The organism is Devosia subaequoris (genome assembly GCF_014197055.1).
Classification (GTDB): domain Bacteria; phylum Pseudomonadota; class Alphaproteobacteria; order Rhizobiales; family Devosiaceae; genus Devosia; species Devosia subaequoris.
In genome coordinates this window covers 47,943-65,494 of record NZ_JACIEW010000003.1, presented here as the reverse complement: position 1 = coordinate 65,494, position 17,552 = coordinate 47,943, and the positions used below count along the sequence as shown (strand labels likewise).

The 17,552-nt window shown below is 62.3% G+C and carries 17 protein-coding genes; 6 read left to right on the top strand and 11 right to left on the bottom strand.

Translation table 11 applies throughout. The features are described from left to right. Positions 1–101: 101 nt before the first annotated feature. Both trxB and greA (GGR20_RS07045) read right to left on the bottom strand, forming a co-directional pair. Positions 102–1,052 (bottom strand): thioredoxin-disulfide reductase, encoded by a 951-nt coding sequence (gene trxB, locus GGR20_RS07050; protein ID WP_183310548.1) that lies wholly within the window; start codon positions 1,050–1,052, stop codon positions 102–104. Between the two features lie 156 nt (positions 1,053–1,208). Then, on the bottom strand, positions 1,209–1,682 hold the full coding sequence (greA, locus tag GGR20_RS07045) for a transcription elongation factor GreA (protein WP_183310547.1): 474 nt from the start codon (positions 1,680–1,682) through the stop codon (positions 1,209–1,211). Between the two features lie 326 nt (positions 1,683–2,008). Here greA (GGR20_RS07045) and GGR20_RS07040 point away from each other — a divergent pair, with 326 nt between their 5' ends. Beyond that, positions 2,009–3,142 (top strand): PQQ-dependent sugar dehydrogenase, encoded by a 1,134-nt coding sequence (locus tag GGR20_RS07040; RefSeq protein ID WP_183310546.1) that lies wholly within the window; start codon positions 2,009–2,011, stop codon positions 3,140–3,142. Between the two features lie 60 nt (positions 3,143–3,202). On the opposite strand, the gene GGR20_RS07035 is transcribed toward GGR20_RS07040, so the two are convergent. After that, a complete protein-coding gene (locus GGR20_RS07035) occupies positions 3,203–3,412 on the bottom strand; it encodes a cold-shock protein (RefSeq protein ID WP_104893687.1) in 210 nt (69 codons plus the stop codon). A 512-nt stretch (positions 3,413–3,924) separates the two neighbouring features. Here GGR20_RS07035 and GGR20_RS07030 point away from each other — a divergent pair. The 4 genes from GGR20_RS07030 (at position 3,925) to GGR20_RS07015 (ending at position 8,540) form a co-directional block, all read left to right on the top strand. Then, the gene (locus GGR20_RS07030; protein ID WP_246349481.1) at positions 3,925–4,902 is read left to right on the top strand and encodes a class I SAM-dependent methyltransferase; all 978 of its coding nucleotides are present in this window, start codon (positions 3,925–3,927) and stop codon (positions 4,900–4,902) included. 55 nt (positions 4,903–4,957) lie between these two features. Beyond that, the gene (gene ltaE, locus GGR20_RS07025; protein ID WP_183310544.1) at positions 4,958–5,974 is read left to right on the top strand and encodes a low-specificity L-threonine aldolase; all 1,017 of its coding nucleotides are present in this window, start codon (positions 4,958–4,960) and stop codon (positions 5,972–5,974) included. 102 nt (positions 5,975–6,076) lie between these two features. Beyond that, positions 6,077–7,252, top strand: a complete 1,176-nt coding sequence (locus GGR20_RS07020) for a GNAT family N-acetyltransferase (protein ID WP_183310543.1) — start codon at positions 6,077–6,079, stop codon at positions 7,250–7,252. Then, entirely contained in the window at positions 7,245–8,540 is a 1,296-nt protein-coding gene (locus tag GGR20_RS07015; protein WP_183310542.1) for an oligosaccharide flippase family protein, read from the top strand. Before GGR20_RS07020 ends, GGR20_RS07015 begins: the two co-directional genes overlap by 8 nt. 122 nt (positions 8,541–8,662) lie before the next feature. Here the strand turns inward: GGR20_RS07015 and carB are convergent, their stop codons facing one another. From carB to GGR20_RS06975, 8 genes are all read right to left on the bottom strand, one after another. Further along, positions 8,663–11,974, bottom strand: a complete 3,312-nt coding sequence (gene carB / locus GGR20_RS07010; protein ID WP_183310541.1) for a carbamoyl-phosphate synthase large subunit — start codon at positions 11,972–11,974, stop codon at positions 8,663–8,665. A 181-nt stretch (positions 11,975–12,155) separates the two neighbouring features. Beyond that, on the bottom strand, positions 12,156–12,419 hold the full coding sequence (locus GGR20_RS19230; RefSeq protein ID WP_420827437.1) for a DUF6968 family protein: 264 nt from the start codon (positions 12,417–12,419) through the stop codon (positions 12,156–12,158). 444 nt (positions 12,420–12,863) lie between these two features. Continuing rightward, positions 12,864–13,346: a transcription elongation factor GreA gene (gene greA / locus GGR20_RS07000; protein WP_183310539.1), complete on the bottom strand. Its 483-nt coding sequence runs from the start codon at positions 13,344–13,346 to the stop codon at positions 12,864–12,866. A gap of 110 nt (positions 13,347–13,456) precedes the next feature. Continuing rightward, complete coding sequence (locus GGR20_RS06995) at positions 13,457–13,816, bottom strand: DUF2200 domain-containing protein (protein WP_183310538.1); 360 nt, start codon at positions 13,814–13,816, stop codon at positions 13,457–13,459. A 109-nt stretch (positions 13,817–13,925) separates the two neighbouring features. Further along, positions 13,926–14,126: a CsbD family protein gene (locus tag GGR20_RS06990; RefSeq protein ID WP_183310537.1), complete on the bottom strand. Its 201-nt coding sequence runs from the start codon at positions 14,124–14,126 to the stop codon at positions 13,926–13,928. Further along, positions 14,054–14,815 carry a DedA family protein gene (locus GGR20_RS06985; protein ID WP_183310536.1) on the bottom strand — a complete coding sequence of 254 codons (762 nt, stop codon included), beginning with the start codon at positions 14,813–14,815 and terminating at the stop codon, positions 14,054–14,056. The genes GGR20_RS06990 and GGR20_RS06985 overlap by 73 nt, the downstream gene beginning before the upstream one ends. A gap of 72 nt (positions 14,816–14,887) precedes the next feature. Beyond that, positions 14,888–15,256 (bottom strand): response regulator, encoded by a 369-nt coding sequence (locus tag GGR20_RS06980; RefSeq protein WP_183310535.1) that lies wholly within the window; start codon positions 15,254–15,256, stop codon positions 14,888–14,890. Between the two features lie 146 nt (positions 15,257–15,402). After that, positions 15,403–16,509, bottom strand: coding sequence for a THUMP domain-containing class I SAM-dependent RNA methyltransferase (locus tag GGR20_RS06975; RefSeq protein WP_183310534.1), 1,107 nt, complete (start codon positions 16,507–16,509; stop codon positions 15,403–15,405). Positions 16,510–16,651: 142 nt separating this feature from the next. On the opposite strand from GGR20_RS06975, the gene yghU reads away from it, so the two are divergent. Continuing rightward, positions 16,652–17,518 carry a glutathione-dependent disulfide-bond oxidoreductase gene (gene yghU / locus GGR20_RS06970; protein ID WP_183310533.1) on the top strand — a complete coding sequence of 289 codons (867 nt, stop codon included), beginning with the start codon at positions 16,652–16,654 and terminating at the stop codon, positions 17,516–17,518. The last annotated feature ends 34 nt before the right edge of the window (positions 17,519–17,552 follow it).

Here is a 17,552-nt window from a genome sequence, read left to right as displayed (position 1 = left end):
TTTTGTGTGTTCTCAGCCAGGTCGGACCGCGACCCTCGCCAGCGGCGAGGGAGGCGCAAATATTGTGACGGCAGCGTGACTATCGCAGGAGATATGCACCACTATTCTGCAGCCTCGGCCAGTTCGTGCTCGGCCAGAAAACGCTCGGCGTCGAGCGCCGCCATGCAGCCCATGCCAGCCGCGGTCACGGCCTGGCGGTAGATGTCGTCGGTGACATCGCCCGCAGCAAAAACACCGGGCACATTGGTTTCGGAGGTGCCGGGCTTTACCTGCAGATAGCCGCCAGGCTTCATGTCGAGCTTGCCGGCGAAAATGGAGGTTGCCGGGGCGTGGCCAATGGCCACGAAGACGCCGTCAATCGGTTGCTCATAGGTCTCGCCGGACTGCGTGTTGCGCAGGGTGACCGAATTGACCGAGGGCGGCATCGACGTGCCGCCGACTTCGGCGACCTCGGTATTCCAGCGCACTTCAATCTTGGGATTTTTGAACAGGCGGTCCTGCAGGATGCGTTCGGCGCGGAACTCGTCGCGGCGGTGCACCACAATGACCTTTTCGGCGAAATTGGTCAGGAACAGTGCTTCTTCAACGGCCGTATTGCCGCCGCCGACGACCAGCACCTGCTTGCCTCGGTAGAAAAAGCCATCGCAGGTGGCGCAGGCTGAGACGCCAAAGCCCTGGAACTGCTGTTCGGAAGGCAAGCCAAGCCATTTGGCCTGGGCGCCGGTGGCGATAATCAGGCTGTCGGCGGTGTAGGTATCACCGCTGTCGCCATGCAGCACGAAGGGGCGTTGGTCCAGGTCAACCGAGGTGATGATGTCGTTGACCATGCGGGTGCCGACATGTTCGGCCTGCGCCTTCATCTGGTCCATCAGCCATGGGCCCTGGATGACGTCGGCAAAGCCGGGATAGTTCTCGACATCGGTGGTGATGGTGAGCTGGCCGCCCGGTTGCAGGCCCTGGATCATCACGGGCTCGAGCATGGCGCGGGCGGCATAGATCGCGGCAGTATAGCCGGCCGGGCCGGAGCCAATAATGACGACTTTCGCGTGCATCGCGACGCCTCTCCAATAGGTCAGGAAAACTCCCTCGTCCCTACTTAAGAGGCGAAGGAGCAAGGTTTCAAGGCAAACTCACTCCCGCAGGCGAGATGCCTGCGGGAGTGGACAGAAAAAACACAGGAATTTTAGTTGGTGCCTAAAGATTAGGCGTCAGACATAGCGGATCTTGACGATCTCGTAGCTCCTGGCGCCGCCGGGAGCGGCGACCTCGAACGAATCGCCCTCTTCCTTGCCGATCATGGCGCGGGAAATGGGCGAGGAAATCGAAATACGGCCAGCCGAGGCATCGGCCTCGGGATCGCCTACGACCTGATAGGTCTTTTCTTCCTCGGTGTCCTCGTCAATGAAGGTCACGGTCGCGCCAAACTTGACGGTTTTGCCGCTCAGCTTGCTGACATCGATGATGTCGGCCAGGGCCAGAAGCGTTTCGAGCTCCTTGATGCGGCCCTCGTTGAGGCTCTGCTGCTCCTTGGCGGCGGAATATTCTGCGTTTTCAGACAGATCGCCGTGGGCGCGGGCTTCGGCAATGGCGTCGATGATACGACGGCGTTCATTGCTGGTGCGGTGTTCGAACTCAGCAGAAAGGGCTTTGTGGCCCTGAACCGTCATTGGAACCTTGTCCATAATCGTGCTGCCTCCAGTCGGCTCGGCATAACAATAGCCGCCGCGCGACCGAATTTCCGGTCCGCGACAGGCTAACAAATGATGTTGGCCCTGCCCGGGGGCGCTTCCGCCGCCCGGCAAGGTGTCCCCCAGCCAGACTTCGTTCGGCCAATGCTTCACGACAAGTTTAAGTGGGAGATGACACCAGCTTGCCCAACCGCCGCGTTCCGGTCAAGCCGGTGTGTTTCAAGCGCATGATGCGTGTGCACAAGCTGGCAGCTTGCGGTGACCGGGCCTGGATGCTGTTGCGGGCGGATCGACCAAATATCGATGCAGGGAGATCGTTTATGCGGGATCGAATCAGACTTTTTTCGGGCGTGGTGCTGGCCAGCGTGGTCACCGGGCTACCGGTGGTCGCACAGGAAACCAGCCAGAGCAGCGCCGGGACGCTGATGGCCACAACGATTGCCGATGGGCTCGAACATCCCTGGGCATTGTCGGTGTTGTCCGACGGGCAGTTTCTGGTGACCGAGCGACCTGGTCGGTTGCGGGTGATAACCGATGGCGTGGTGGGCGAACCCATCAAGGGGGTGCCTGAGGTGGTGGCGCGCGGGCAGGGCGGCCTGCTCGATGTGACGCTGGACCCCGATTTTGCCGACACCGGGCAGCTCTATCTCAGCTATGCCGAACCAGGTGACGGCGGCACCGGCACGGCGGTGATGTCGGCGCGGCTGGAGTTGGAGGGGAATAGCGGGCGGCTGGTCGACCAGGCGGTGATTTTTCGGATGAACAATTTCGATGGGTCGACCCGACATTTCGGCTCGCGCATCGTCGTCGGCAATGACGGCAATCTGTTCATTACGCTGGGTGAACGGGGTAGTCAGGACAGGGCGCAAGATCCGGGCGATCTGGCCGGCGGCGTCGTGCGCATCGCGCCCGATGGGTCCGTGCCCGAGGACAATCCGCAACTGGAGGGCTGGGCGCCGGAATTCTGGAGCATCGGGCATCGCAATCCACAGGGTGCGACGCTGCGCGAAAGCGATGGCGCGCTGTTCGCGGTCGAGCATGGCGCGCGCGGGGGCGACGAGGTCAATCTGGTGGAGGCCGGCAAGAATTATGGCTGGCCGGAGATCGCCTACGGCACCAATTATGACGGCAGCCAAATCGGTGTGGGCGAGACACAGCCGGGCATGGAACAACCGCTGCACTATTGGGATCCCTCGATCTCGCCATCGGGACTCGATTTCTACGAGGGTGCGCTGTTCCCGGACTGGGAGGGGGATCTGCTGCTGGGAGGGCTGAGCGGCACATTGCTGGTGCGGCTCGACATGGATGGCAATGAGGTGGTGGACGAAGAGCGGCTATTTCAAGGTGTGCTCGGGCGTATTCGCGATGTGACAACTGGGCCAGATGGCGCGATCTACCTGATCACCGATGCCGGAAAAGGGCGATTGATCCGTATAACGCCGGAGGAATCCTAGGCAAAAAAAGAGGGGCGCGCCTGATTTCAGGCACGCCCCAATCTGTCTCCGATCAGTCGATCAGGACGGTGTCAGATTGTCGGCGGCGGATTTGCCGGTCCGCTTGTCCTTGACGATCTCGTAGCTCACCTTCTGGCCCTCATCCAGGCCATTCAGGCCCGAGCGCTGGACAGCGGAAATATGGACGAACACGTCCGCCCCGCCTTCGTCGGGCTGAATGAAGCCATAACCTTTTTGGCCGTTGAACCATTTAACGGTGCCAGTTGCCATGTCGCGCGTTCCCTCGTGCATTCGCTGCTGGTGCGGTCCTGGCCGTGCACCCGGCCAGAGCCTAGTTGATATCGAAATATCGGAAGATGACGTCAGCAGTGGCGAATGGAATTCGCGTGTTCAGATCAGTCGGCCGCAATATTCGATGGCGCAAAGCCTAGCCTGAAATTCGGGAGGCATCAATATCCCGTGTAGGCAAGCAGGAACGCCCGGCAGAACGGCAGGTTCTGTCGGGGAATCAACGGTTTGGTCTCTAAAATATCCGGCATCTGGATGATGGACCGGACAGGCTGGCACGAGGGGCGCCGCCACCAATTGGCAAAAACGACTGTGGTCTATCGCCATTGGATAGCGGTGATTTTAGCCCAGCCACCGTGTTTGGAAAGTGCACATTTCGTCACGGGGGCAGGGACAGGCGTGTCTTAGTTGCAAATAGCTTGCCTTTGAGCGCGCTTTGCGGCAAATCCCGCGCGCCGCGCCAAATGGGGCCGGTTTTCTCGAAAGCACTCGTCTTGACCAAGGCGTTCTTTTCTTCCGGCGATGTGATCGCCGACCGGCGCGCGGATTATGCCCGCATGCTGGACGAGCAGGGTGACTCCGCTGCCGCGGCTGAACTGATGGAGCAGGCGCTCGAGATGGCGCCGGACTGGGCAGCCGGCTGGGATCTGGTGGGCAGTTTTCACGAGAAGGCGGGCAATGTCTCTAGCGCCATAGCGGCCTGGCGGCGGCTGGAGGCGCTGGACGATGCCGGCGTGTTCGGAGCGCGACTCAAGTTGGCCGTGCACGATGCAGGTCCGGCTGGCGAGGGCACGGCAGTGGGGTATGTCGAGGCGCTGTTCGATCAGTATGCGCCGCAATTTGAGGAGGCTCTGATCGGCAAACTCGGCTATCGGGTGCCGGACCTGCTCGATGGATTGGTGGCAGAGGAGATGGCGCGGCTGGAGCTTTCCGGTTTTGAGCGGGCGCTCGATCTCGGTTGCGGCACTGGGCTGATGGGCGAGCGCCTGCGGGCCAAGGTGGGACATCTCGAGGGCGTGGACATTTCTGCGGCGATGATTGCGGAGACGGCGCGCAAGGGACTCTATGACAGCCTGCATAAGGCCGAACTGGTGGCAACGCTCAATGCCAGACGGGCCGATCTGGATCTGGTGACGGCGGCCGATGTGCTGATCTATTGCGGGGCGCTACAGCCGGTGCTTTCGGCGCTGCTGCCGGCCATGCGCCCGGGCGGGCTGGTGGCTTTCTCGCTGGAGGCGCATGAGGGCGAAGAAGCGCTGTTTTTGCGACCCAGCCTGCGCTATGCCCATGGCGTGCAGGCGACCCGCGATGCGCTGGTGGTCGCCGGGCTCGAGGTGTTGCGCTTCGAGACGGCTGTACTGCGGTTCGATCGGGGGGCACCGATTACCGGGATTCTGGTGGTGGCCCGCAAGCCGGTGGTGGAACTGTCGGCGGCTAATGACGGCGCCGAAGACGGGAATGTCGCCGCCTAACCCCTAGCCAAGTTCCTGTGCGCTTGCCACAAAGGCCCCTCGCAGGAGACCCGCCATGAATGCCATTCGCCACGATTTCCGATCCGACACTGTTACCAAGCCCAGCGCCGGGATGCGCGCGGCCATGGCGTCAGCGGAGGTCGGCGATGATGTGTTCGGCGACGACCCGACGGTCAATCGCCTCGAACAGCGGATGGCCGGCATGCTGGGCAAGGACGCGGCGCTGCTCGTGCCTTCAGGAACGATGTCGAACCTATTGGCGCTGATGAGCCATTGTGGGCGGGGCGACGAGTTTATCGCGGGGCAGGATGCGCATTGCTACAAATATGAGGCGGGCGGAGCGGCCGTTCTGGGCTCGATCCAGCCGCAGCCAATTGCGCACCAAGCCGACGGCACGATGGCACTGTCGGACATCGAAGCGGCGATCAAGGGCGGCGACGTGCATTTTGCCACAACGCGACTGATCGCGCTGGAAAACACTTTTGGCGGCCGTGTGCTGCCGGTCGACTATATGATGGCCGTGGCCGGCATCGCCGAGCGGCACGGACTGGGCCTGCATCTGGACGGCGCGCGGGCGTTCAATGCCTGCATGGCGCTGGGTGTGGATATTGGGGATTTCGTTGCGTCTTTCGACACGGTTTCGATCTGTCTCTCCAAAGGGTTGGGTGCGCCGGTCGGGTCGGTGCTTGTCGGTCGTCAGGACCTGATCGACACGGCGCGTCGCCATCGCAAGATGCTGGGGGGTGGGCTACGGCAGTCGGGCATTCTGGCGGCAGCGGGCCTGTATGCCCTGGAACACAATGTGGCGCGGCTGGCCGAGGATCACCGGCGTGCCAAAGCGCTGGCAGAGGGGCTGGCGCGGCATGAGGCGCTGCGGGTGACGCAGCCACATACCAACATTGTCTGGGTCGATATGGACGAGGCTGTGGAGGAGCGGCTGACATCCTTTCTCGAGCAACAGGGGGTCGGTATCTCAGGGCGCTATGGCAAGCAACGCTGGGTGACCCATCTCGATGTGACTGACGGGGATGTGGAACAGGCATTGGGTCTTGTTGAGCGCTTTTTCGCCTAGCGCCCAAAGATCTGTCCGACGGGCTGTATGACTCTTTTTTGTCCTGTCGCGAAACGTATTGTTCAGCGCTGCGCGTTAGGCTCTCGGGCATAAAGAGGGGACATGAACTTGCAGCCGAGGGAAGAGCTGGACAGTCGCGTGCTCGGCACGCTGGATGAGATCGAAGCGGTCGCCGCGGCATGGCGCGAGCTCGAGGCCGAGTGTGCCGATCCTCTGGGCTATTTCCAGAGCTATGACTGGTGTTGCAACTGGATCCGGGAGTTTTGTGGTCAAGGGACGCATAAGCCCTATGTGGTGACGCTACGGCACGGCGATGTGCTCGTGGCCCTGTGGCCGCTGATGATCGTCGAGGCGGCGGGCTTAAAACGGCTGGAGACGCTGGGGGCACCGCACAGCCAATATTGTGGTGCATTAGTGCGGCGCGGATATGCGTCTGCGGCCCAAATAGCCAAACAAATGCGAGACGTTGTTCGTGCCTCTGAATGCGATGTGAGCGTTTTGCGCGCGGTGGTTGAGGGGACGGCACTGTCCGAGCTAGTGGCCGGCGACTCTCAAGTGCGCGGGACGGAGAATGTCGCTTCTATGCTCGACCTGTCCGCTTATGGCTCGGTCGAGGACTATACGGCGCAACTGGGCAAGCTGCAGAAGCGCAATCGCAATCGTCGGCGCAATCATCTGGCCCGTCTCGGTCCGCTGCATTTTGAGGTGATCTGGCCAGACCATGCGGAGTTTTCGACGCTGGTCCGCCAATGCACGGAGATGAAGCGGCGTTGGCTCGCGGAAACACATCGGCTCAGTGCCGGGTTTTCGATGCAAGGCTACGAGGATTTCCTCGCGCGGCTGGGCGGCGATGAAGCTGAGCTGAACGGGGCCTGCCTATCGGTGCTGCGGGCTGGCGATCAAGTAGTGGCGATGGAGCTGGGATTTATCCAGCAACGGCATTATTACGCATATATTGGTGGCTTCGACTGGGATTTGCGCAACCTGTCTCCGGGCAAGGTGCAGATGGATATGACGGTCGGCTGGCTGATCGAGAATGGTGTCCAAGCCTACGACCTCCTGATCAACCCGGCCGACTACAAGGCCAGTTGGACCAATCGCTCCCTGGCCGTGACGACGCGGGCGCAGGCGCTGAGCTGGAAGGGACGCATCTATACATCGGCCTGGCTGCCACGGGTGCGGCCGGCCCTGAAATGGCTACATGGGCGCATCCCTGCGTGGATGGAACGGGTCAGCACCCTTCTGCGGCCTACCGTCTGTCTGCTACTTTATGTCTGAAGAGCGATCAGGCGCGTTGGATGCTGCCATAGCGCTGGGCACGAGAGTGTTGAGCGCCGGTCTGGTCTTCGGGCTGCAGGTGTTGCTGGCGCGGCTGATGCCGACCGATGGCTATGGCGGCTTTGTGACACTATGGACCTGGATGTTGGCCTTGGGAAGCTTTGCTGCGCTCGGCTTTGCCGAATCCAGTGTGCGTTTCCTGCCGCGTTACCAATTGCGCAACAGGCAGGCGGCCCTCCGCAACTACTGGCAGTTCGGGCTGCGGCTGGTGCTGGGGGGCAGTTCGACACTGGCGCTGATAGCGATTGGCCTGGCATTGGGCATCGGCGCTGCCGATGGGGCGGTGCTGTTGGTGGCGCTGGGGCTGCCGTTCCTGGCCATTGAGTATTACCTTGAGGGTGTTGCCCGCAGTTTCGGGTGGTATCGGCTGGCAGCGGTGCCGGTCTATATCGTGCGGCCAGCGCTCATCGGCCTTGTTTGCCTTGGCATTGATGCGGGCGGCGTGAGTTTGACACTGCCGGTGGTGGGGGCGGTGCTGGTCGGGTCGATGGCGCTGGTGACCATAGGACTGGCATTGGTCCTGGCGCGCCGGTTGCATCGGCTGGCACCGGCCAAGAGCGTGCCTTCAAGGGGACAGAAGCGGCTTTGGCTGAGGGCGTCGCTGCCCTTGCTGGTGTTGTCGGGGTTGGAGGATCTGACCAGCTATGCCGATGTGCTGATGCTGACGCTATTGGCGCCATCGGACGCCGTGGGCATCTATTTCGCGGCGGCGCGGAGCCTGGCGCTGGCCGGGTTCGTGGCCTACGCCATGACATTGGTGGCGGGGCGGCGGTTTGCACTGGACCTGGCGGGCAAGTCGAAGGTCGCATTGCAGGAGAGCGTGCTGCAAAGCACGCGACTGACATTGTGGGCGACGGTGATTGCGGTGGTACTGGCGCTGGCGGCAGGGCCGCTCCTGCTCGGGGCTTTCGGCCCGGAGTTCCGGGACGGATACGGCGTTATGCTCGTGCTCGGTGGCGGCATGGTGGTGCGGGCCATGGCGGGGCAGGCGGGCGAGGCGCTGATCGTATTGGGTCGACAGCGGGAGGGCGTGCTGATCGGATTGGGCGTTCTGGCCGTGACCACAGCGCTGGCCCTGCTCCTGGTGCCGATGTTCGGCATTCTGGGGGCGGCAGTGGCTAGCGCCGCGGCGATGGCGTGCCGGACCCTGGCGCTGGCGTTTGTGCTGCTGCAGCGCGAGCAATTGCGCGTGTTGGCGTTTGGACTGCCGCTGCTCGCCAGGGGATGAGTTAGTTTCTCATCGAGGGGAGCGCCGCCTCCCCCCCCTGCGCCAGCTTTTGCCTGGCAAATGCGCATACGCTGAGCGTGAGCGCGGATCGGCCCCTCCCAATAAGGAAGGGGCCGGAATGGCTAGGCTGCGAAGTATTCCTGCAGCGCCTTGACCTGCAGGCTGCCCTGCTTGAGGGCGATGATCCCTTCCACGGCAGCAAGGGCGCCGTCGATGGTGGTGTAATAAGGGATCTTGGCATAGAGGGCGGTGCGACGGATATCGCGGCTGTCGGAGATCGACTTGAGGCCATCGGTGGTGTTGATGACCAGCTGCACGCCGCCGTTTTTGAGGCTGTCCACAATGTGCGGACGGCCTTCGAGCACCTTGTTGATCTTGGTGGCCGGGACGTTGTTGTCGACCAGATAGCGCTGGGTGCCGCCGGTGGCGAGGATTTCGAAACCGGCTTCGACGAGATGGCGGGCCATGTCGACAATGTCGGGCTTGTCGCTGTCACGCACCGAGATGAAGGCCTTGCCCGAGGTTGGGACCTTCTGGCCAGCGCCCATTTGCGACTTGGCGAAGGCCATGGCGAAATCAGCATCCAGGCCGATGACTTCGCCGGTCGACTTCATTTCCGGGCCAAGCACCGTATCAACGCCAGGGAAACGGCTGAACGGGAAGACGGCTTCCTTGACGGCGATGTGCTTGAGTTGCTTTTCCACGAGGTTGAAGCTGGCCAGGCTCTCACCGGCCATGATGCGCGAGGCGATCTTGGCGATCGGTTCGCCGATGACCTTGGCGACGAAGGGCACGGTGCGCGAGGCGCGCGGATTGACCTCGATGAGGTAGATCGTGTCGTCCTTATAGGCGAACTGCACGTTCATCAGGCCACCCACCTTGAGGGCGAATGCCAGCTCGCGGGTCTGGCGCTTGAGTTCGTCGATGATGGCGGGCGGCAGGGTGCGCGGGGGCAGGGAACAGGCCGAGTCGCCGGAGTGAATGCCGGCTTCCTCGATGTGCTCCATGATGCCGGCCACGAACACGTCCTTGCCATCGCAGAGGCAATCGACGTCGATCTCGGTGGCGCCGGAGAGATAGGCGTCGAACAGCAGCGGGTTGTCCGACAGGACCGAATTGATCTGGCCGGTCTTGTCATTGGGATAGCGCTGCAGAATGTCTGGCGGGACGAGGCCGGTCAGGGTGTCCTGCACATAGCTCTCGAACTCCTTGGCCGAGTGGACGATGGCCATGGCCCGGCCGCCGAGCACGTAGGAGGGGCGGATGACCAGCGGGTAGCCAAGGCGCTCGGCAACGAGACGGGCCTGTTCGAGGCTATAGGCGATGCCGTTCTTGGGCTGGGTCAGCTCGAGCTTGTTCAGCAGCTTCATGAACAGGTCGCGGTCTTCAGCCAGATCAATGGCCTCGGGCTGGGTGCCCAGGATCGGCACGCCGGCCTTGGCGACGGCTTCGGCCAGGTTGAGCGGAGTCTGGCCGCCGAACTGCACGATGACGCCGTGCAGGGTGCCGTTCTGCTTTTCGGTCAGCAGAATTTCGATGACGTCTTCCTCGGTCAGCGGCTCGAAATAGAGGCGGTCGGAGGTGTCGTAGTCGGTCGAAACGGTTTCCGGGTTGCAGTTGACCATGATGGTTTCATAGCCGGCGTCAGCCAGGGCGAAGGCGGCGTGGCAGCAGCAATAGTCGAACTCGATACCCTGGCCGATGCGGTTGGGACCGCCGCCGAGGATGACCACTTTCTTGCGGTCGGTGGGGCGGGACTCGTCCTCGACCTTGCCGGCAAAGGGCGTTTCATAGGTCGAGTACATATAGGCGGTCGGCGAGGCGAACTCGGCCGCGCTGGTGTCGATGCGCTTGTAGGCCGGGCGGACCTCGAGGCTGTGGCGGAGCTTGCGGACGTCGGAAACCTTGAGATTGGCCAACTGGGCCAGGCGCGCATCGGAAAAGCCCATGGATTTGAGCATGCGCAGGTTGGCAGCGTCCTGGGGCAGGCCGAATTCCTTGACCTTGGCTTCCATGTCGACGATGCCGCGCATCTGCTCGAGGAACCAGGGGTCGATCTTGCAGGCGTCGAAAATGTCTTCGTTGGACACACCCAGGCGCATGGCTTCGGCGACATGGAGCAGGCGTTGCGGCGTGCCGGTGCCCAGGGCCGCCTTGATGGCGTTCTTGTCTTCGCCTTCGCCAAGACCGGGAATGCCCACTTCGTTGAGACCGGTGAGGCCGGTTTCGAGCGAACGCAGGGCTTTTTGCAGCGCTTCCTGGAAGGTGCGGCCGATGGCCATCGCCTCGCCCACCGACTTCATCGAAGTGGTCAGGCGGTTGTCCGAACCCGGGAATTTCTCGAAGGCAAAGCGCGGGATCTTGGTGACGACATAGTCGATGGTCGGCTCGAAGCTGGCCGGGGTGGCGCCACCGGTGATGTCGTTTTCCAGCTCATCGAGGGTGTAGCCAACGGCGAGACGGGCGGCGACCTTGGCAATGGGGAAGCCGGTGGCCTTGGAGGCCAGCGCCGAGGAGCGCGACACGCGCGGGTTCATCTCGATGACGACCATGCGGCCGTCCTGGGGGTTGATACCGAACTGGACGTTGGAGCCACCGGTTTCCACGCCAATCTCGCGCAGCACCGCCAGCGAGGCGTCGCGCATGATCTGGTATTCCTTGTCGGTCAGCGTCAGGGCCGGGGCGACGGTGATGCTATCGCCGGTATGGACGCCCATCGGGTCGATGTTCTCGATGGAACAAATGATGATGCAGTTGTCGTTCTTGTCGCGGACAACCTCCATCTCGTATTCCTTCCAGCCGAGCACGCTTTCCTCGACCAGCACTTCATTGGTGGGCGAGGCGTCGATGCCGCTTTCGCAGATGGCCAGATATTCCTCGCGGTTGTAGGCGATGCCGCCACCGGTGCCGCCGAGCGTAAAGCTGGGGCGAATGATGGCGGGCAGGCCGATGACTTCGAGCGCCTGCAGGGCTTCGATGGAATTGTGGGCGAGCATGGAGCGCGGGGTTTCAAGCCCGATCTTCTTCATGGCGTCGCGGAACAGCTCGCGATCCTCGGCCTTGTCGATGGCCTCGGCCGTCGCGCCGATCATTTCGACATTGTATTTTTCGAGCACGCCCATCTTGCGCAGCGAGAGAGCGCAGTTGAGCGCGGTCTGGCCGCCCATGGTGGGGAGCAGCGCGTCCGGGCGCTCCTTCTCGATGATCTTGGCGACGACTTCTGGAGTGATCGGCTCCATATAGGTGGCATCGGCCAGATCCGGATCGGTCATGATCGTGGCCGGATTGGAGTTCACCAGAATGATCCGGTAGCCCTCTTCCTTGAGCGCCTTGCAGGCCTGGGTGCCCGAATAATCGAACTCGCAAGCCTGCCCGATAATGATCGGCCCCGCGCCGATGATGAGGATCGATTTGATGTCGGTACGCTTTGGCATTCGGGGCTCGCTCTGCTCGTTCTAACCTGTGACACGGGCGAGGGGGAGAATCGCCCGGAACACACCTGTCCGCGCGAAACCCGCGCTGCAGTTGAGCACTGCGCCGCAGGGGAAAAGACCGAACATGGTGGTTAAGCGGGCTGTCTAACCGAAGAGTCGGCGGAAGGGAAGGGGGTGGGGATCACTCCGGCACCTGAGCGATCCGATCTTCACCAATCAGGCTGTCATATCCGACAACTGGCATGGGAAAACCATAGCCCATTCCCGGCTCGCCCCAGCGGAGCTTTCCCTTCGCGTGATACTGGCTGGCATAGAGGTGGACCGCGATGTTCTGCATAGCCAGGTAGGTCGCTTGAACGCTGTCAAAGCCGCGGGCTCGGAAGGACTTTATACCTTCAGGCCAATGAATTTCGAAGGCGCATTCCCAGAAGCCGTCGCCTTGAATGGGGGCGGAGGATTATGACGACCGAAGTTTCCGAATTGCCGTCATCGATTGTGAGGGTCCGGGTGAGCATGGCTGCAGATTAGCCGTTGGAGGCGGGAGCGAAAGTTCGTACGACGGCAGACTGCACTTGGTGTTGGTCTATGCGGGAAATTTGTGATCTGTCTGCGAGATTTTGTACATGTATTTCAGGGAGTGAGGGCATTCGCTCGATGCCCTCGGGGAAGCGGGTGTGGACATGTCAGAGGGCGTCGGTCCCACAACTGTCGTCGGCCCACCCCCTCCTAGCTTTGCTATGGCCCGTTGGGCCTAGCGGCGCTACCTCCCCCTGTCAGGGGGAGGTGGGAACAGTGGTTTGGGCGCGATGGGCCGCATGACCCGATATGTCCCTCCCCCTAGCAGGGGGAGGCTAGGTGGGGGTGGCGGAGCTGATAGCCGCGACGCCCCTCACCCAATCCCCACAATCTCCACCTCTGCGTCACCCAGCGTCGCCACATCCCCCACACCCTTGCCTATCAGCGCCCGCGCGAGTGGCGAGGCGAAGGACAGAGTGCCCGCCTTGGGGTCGGCTTCGTCTTCGCCGACGATGGTGAAGGTCTGGGTGCGGCCGTCGTCGCGCTCGATGGTGACCCGGGAGCCGAAGGCGACGAGGTCGTTGCTCTCGGGCGGGGGCACGAGCTGGGCGGTGCGGAGGCGTTCGTTGAGGTAGCGCAGGTCGCGCCAGGGATTGGCGGACTGGCGGCGGCGTTCGTTGATGTCTTCGATGGCGAGGGCGGTTTCATAGGCGGCGGTAGCCTCGGCCAGTTGCCGTTGGAGCTGCGCCAGTCCGTTCGCCGTCACGAGATTGGGGCCCGCGGGCACGGGCTTTTCCGGCAGCATGGTTTCGGCGGCCGTCTCGGCGCTGTCTTCCTTGGTAAAAGCTACGCTCACTGAACTCTATCCTGTTGGCGATGACATCAAGGGCCGCTGCCCGGCGCAGCCTGCCTTGCCAATATGTAGGCATGCTGGCGGCGAAGTGAAACGGCCAGTGCGGCAGCCCTCTATTGCGTGGGCGTCCGGAGAATTTTCTCCATCTTCTTCCCCTTCGCCAACTCGTCCACGAGTTTGTCGAGATAGCGGATTTCCTGCATCAGGGGGTCTTCGATGTTTTCGACGCTGATGCCGCAGACGACGCCGGTGATGAGGGTGCGGTTGGGGTTGAGTTTTGGGGCGTTGGCGAAGAAGTCTTCGAAAGTGGTCTGGTTGGCCAGTTCGGCTTCGAGCGAGGCCTGGTCGTGGCCGGTGAGCCAGCGGAATATTTCATCGACCTCGGCCTTGGTGCGCCCCTTCCTTTCCGCCTTGGCGATGTAGTGCGGATAGACGCTGGCGACGCTGGTGGAAAAGATGCGGTGTCCGGGCATTTCTCAGTTCCGGGAATGGATCAGGCTTACACCGATGAAGCACGAAAAAGCCCGGTCTGGATAGACCGGGCTATTGTTGAAGCGTTCTGCTGCAAGCGTGACGAACGCGTCAGTTCTGGTTGCTTGACCAATCGTCGACTTCCTTGCGGACTTCGTCCTTGGACTTGCCGTAGCGCTCCTGGAGCTTGCCTTCGAGCTGCTCACGATTGCCATTGATCTGGTCCATGTCGTCGTCAGTCAGCTTGCCCCAGTGTTCCTTGGCCTTGCCAGAAAACTGCTTCCAACTGCCTTCGATGCGGTTCCAGTCCATTTCTTCGTCTCCTTCACTTGGTGAAATTGCGTGACTGGAAAACGTTTGGAGAGGGCGGTCGTTCCAAAAATGTTAGGCTCAAGACGAGCGGCGCTGCTTGTGCGGACGGGCGGATGCGGTGAAGAAATCAAGGGCCAGGCCGAGGGCCATGGCCAGACCGATCGCCAATGCAATGCCCAGTAGGGGTGGTTGCGGAACCAATGGCCGGCGAGATAGCCCAAGGTGACATTGTAGGCAGCCCAGATCACGCCAGCGATGAAGCAGAAGGGCGCAAAGCGAGCATAGGGGAAGCCTGTGCTGCCGGCGGTGAGGTTGACCGCAAGGCGAGCAAACGGAATGAAGCGGGCGGTCAGCACCACCATGCCGGCGCGTGGGCCCATGCGGCGGCTGGCCCAGCGTAACAAGCGGGCCAGGGGGCGAAGGCGCGTGGACTGAAGGCGGCGGACGCCGATGAGCCGACCCAGTGCATAGGTCAGGCTGTCGCCGAGCATGGCGCCGAGCGAGGCAGTGAGCAGTAGCAGGACAATGTCGGGGACGGCGCTGGAGGCGGCAAGGGCTGCCAGACCGGCCACGACCATCTCACTGGGGAAGACGGGACAAATCCCATCGAGCACCACCAGCAACAGGGCGATCAGATAAACCCATGGCGAAGCTGCAAGGGGCAGGACGAGATCGTTGAAGATATCCATCGGGCTCGCGGATTTGCACATCGAGGCATGCAGGTTAGCGGGCTGATGGCACAGTCCTGTGACGGCCGGGGATCAGGCGGCCCGGGCCGCCTGTCGGGAGGCGAGGGCGGCCTGGATATCAGCGACCCGATAGGGCTTGGGGAGAAACACGGCGCCGGAAGGCAATTGGGCGTGCGTGGGCCGGACCCCGCCGGAGACCACGACAATGGGCAGGCCGGGCCGAGCCTTGGCAGCAAGGCGCGCGAGCGCAAGGCCGTCCGGACCGTCACCGAGCTCGATATCGGTGACGAGGGCGTCGATATTGCCGTCGATCAGGCGCGCAGCCGTACGGGCGGTGCCTGCCGTCACGACGTGGTGGCCGAATTCGATCAGCTGATCGGCCAGATCGAGCAATAATAATGGCTGGTCTTCAACGACCAGAATGCGCAGGGCTATGGGCATTTCGGGATGCCTCCAAACGCGGTTACAAGGAGTGCGTGAGACAGGAAGCGCCGGCGCGATGGATCGTTGCATGCGGCGACCGCATAGCTGATCACATGGTTAGGATTTGGTTTAAATTGTATGGATCGGCGTGGCTGTCCGGGCGGTCAGAGGGCTGCCCGGTAGAGCCCCACGCGGATGCCGCCGTGCAGCACCGGGGGGAGGGGCGGTTCGAACCCAAGGCCGGTGGCTTGCGCCAATTGCCGGTCAGCGGTGACGATGCCGACGCGCCAGCCGGCGAAGCGGGTTTTGAGGACGGTGCCCATAGTCCGGTAGAGGCCGATGAGCGGACCCTTTTCGCCCACACGCGTGCCATAGGGCGGATTGACGATGACAAGGCCCGCAGGGCCTTGGGGCGGGGTCAGGTCCTCGATGGATTGCTGGGTAAAGCTTGTGCAGTCGGCAACGCCAGCGCGGGCGGCATTCTCGGATGCCATGCGGATGGCGCCGGGATCGCGGTCGCAGCCGAAAAAGCGCAATGCCGTAGGGGTGGGCGCTGCAGGCTGGCGCAGCGTCGCCCAGGCTTTGGCGTCAAAACCGGGGAGCTGTTCAAAGGCATAGCTCCGTGCACGGCCCGGCTGCAGGCCAAGGGCGATTTCGGCCGCTTCGATGACGAAGGTGCCCGAGCCGCACATCGGGTCGAGCACCGGTTCGGTGCCAGTGTAGCCGCATTGCGAGAGGAACATCGCCGCCATGGTTTCGCGCATCGGGGCTTTGGCGACACCTTCCTTGAAGCCGCGCTTGTGCAGGGACTCCCCGGAGGTATCGATGCTGATGGTGACCAGATCGTCCTCGATGCGGACCATGATGCGCAAGGCAACGTCTTCGGCAATAGGGGCGCCCAATTCCTCGCGGATGGCGGTGGCGACGCGCTGGGCCGCAGCGCCGGCATGATAGATGCGCGAGCGCTTGCAACTGGCTTCGACATGAACGGGGATGTCTGAGCGAAGGAATTCGGCCCAGGGGAGCTTTCGCGCGCGCTTGTCGAGCTGGGCCAGATGCATGGCGCGGAAGGAGGCGATGCGGGCGAGAATGCGCGTGGCGCCGCGCAGCACCAGGTTGGCACGCCAAACATCGGGCCAGGTGCCGGAAAAAGTCACGCCACCATCGGTGATTTTCGCTTCGGTGAAGCCGTTGGCGCGTGCCTCGTCGGCCAAAGGGGCTTCAAGCCCGGGGGTGGCGACCAGGAAGATATCGAATGGGGGCGTGTTCATGGGCGAGCAGTAGCCCCGGGCGGAGGGGCTGGCAAGTTTGCTTGGGGGGAAGGGTTACGCTCGGCGTGATCTATGCTTATATCGGTGAAAGGCGATGAACCATTCGCCGTAATTTCAGGACACTGTCGAAAGAGCCGTTGCGATGACCGAATATGTGCCGCCCAAAGTCTGGACCTGGGACAAGGAAAACGGAGGTGCCTTTGCCAGCACCAATCGACCGATTGCCGGGCCGACCCATGACCAGGAACTACCGCGCGGCGAGCATCCCATCCAGCTCTATTCATTGGCAACTCCCAATGGGCAGAAGGTCACAATCATGCTCGAGGAGCTGCTGGCAGCCGGGCATGACGCGGAATATGACGCGTATCTGATCAATATCGGCAAGGGGGACCAGTTCGGGTCGGGTTTTGTCTCGGTGAACCCGAACTCGAAGATCCCCGCGATGATGGATTATGGACCCAAGGAGCCGATCCGGCTGTTCGAGAGCGGCTCGATGCTGGTCTACCTGGCCGACAAGTTCGACGCGTTCCTGAGCAAGGATGTGGCCAAGCGGGCCGAAACCATGAACTGGCTGTTCTGGCAGATGGGCAGCGCGCCCTTTGTGGGTGGCGGGTTCGGGCACTTTTATGCCTATGCCCCAACCAAGCAGGAATATCCGATCAATCGCTATGCCATGGAGACCAAGCGTCAGCTTGATGTGCTGGATCGCGAATTGGCGGACAAGGAATTTATATCCGGGAGCGAGTACACGATCGCCGACATGGCGATCTTCCCCTGGTATGGAGGCATGGTGCTGGGCCGAGCCTATAATGCGGCCGAATTCCTCGATGTCGGCACCTACAAGAATGTCATTCGCTGGGCCGAGCAGATCGATGCGCGCGAGCCGGTCAAGCGCGGGCGCTGTGTCAATTCCGGCGGTGGACCGGAAGACGAACAATTGCACGAGCGGCATTCAGCTGCCGATATCGACAAGGTTGTGGCGCTACGCAAGCAGCGCGGCACGGTCTAGCGCACCCTCTTTGACGAAATCCAGTCACCCTCGG

Bases quoted from the DNA above. Each gene is read 5' to 3' on its own strand.
- trxB (WP_183310548.1), bottom strand. From the start codon at position 1,052: ATGCACGCGAAAGTCGTCATTATTGGCTCCGGCCCGGCCGGCTATACT.
- greA (WP_183310547.1), bottom strand. From the start codon at position 1,682: ATGGACAAGGTTCCAATGACGGTTCAGGGCCACAAAGCCCTTTCTGCT.
- GGR20_RS07040 (WP_183310546.1), top strand. From the start codon at position 2,009: ATGCGGGATCGAATCAGACTTTTTTCGGGCGTGGTGCTGGCCAGCGTG.
- GGR20_RS07035 (WP_104893687.1), bottom strand. From the start codon at position 3,412: ATGGCAACTGGCACCGTTAAATGGTTCAACGGCCAAAAAGGTTATGGC.
- ltaE (WP_183310544.1), top strand. From the start codon at position 4,958: ATGAATGCCATTCGCCACGATTTCCGATCCGACACTGTTACCAAGCCC.
- GGR20_RS07020 (WP_183310543.1), top strand. From the start codon at position 6,077: ATGAACTTGCAGCCGAGGGAAGAGCTGGACAGTCGCGTGCTCGGCACG.
- GGR20_RS07015 (WP_183310542.1), top strand. From the start codon at position 7,245: ATGTCTGAAGAGCGATCAGGCGCGTTGGATGCTGCCATAGCGCTGGGC.
- carB (WP_183310541.1), bottom strand. From the start codon at position 11,974: ATGCCAAAGCGTACCGACATCAAATCGATCCTCATCATCGGCGCGGGG.
- GGR20_RS06995 (WP_183310538.1), bottom strand. From the start codon at position 13,816: ATGCCCGGACACCGCATCTTTTCCACCAGCGTCGCCAGCGTCTATCCG.
- GGR20_RS06990 (WP_183310537.1), bottom strand. From the start codon at position 14,126: ATGGACTGGAACCGCATCGAAGGCAGTTGGAAGCAGTTTTCTGGCAAG.
- GGR20_RS06985 (WP_183310536.1), bottom strand. From the start codon at position 14,815: ATGGATATCTTCAACGATCTCGTCCTGCCCCTTGCAGCTTCGCCATGG.
- GGR20_RS06980 (WP_183310535.1), bottom strand. From the start codon at position 15,256: ATGCCCATAGCCCTGCGCATTCTGGTCGTTGAAGACCAGCCATTATTA.
- GGR20_RS06975 (WP_183310534.1), bottom strand. From the start codon at position 16,509: ATGAACACGCCCCCATTCGATATCTTCCTGGTCGCCACCCCCGGGCTT.
- yghU (WP_183310533.1), top strand. From the start codon at position 16,652: ATGACCGAATATGTGCCGCCCAAAGTCTGGACCTGGGACAAGGAAAAC.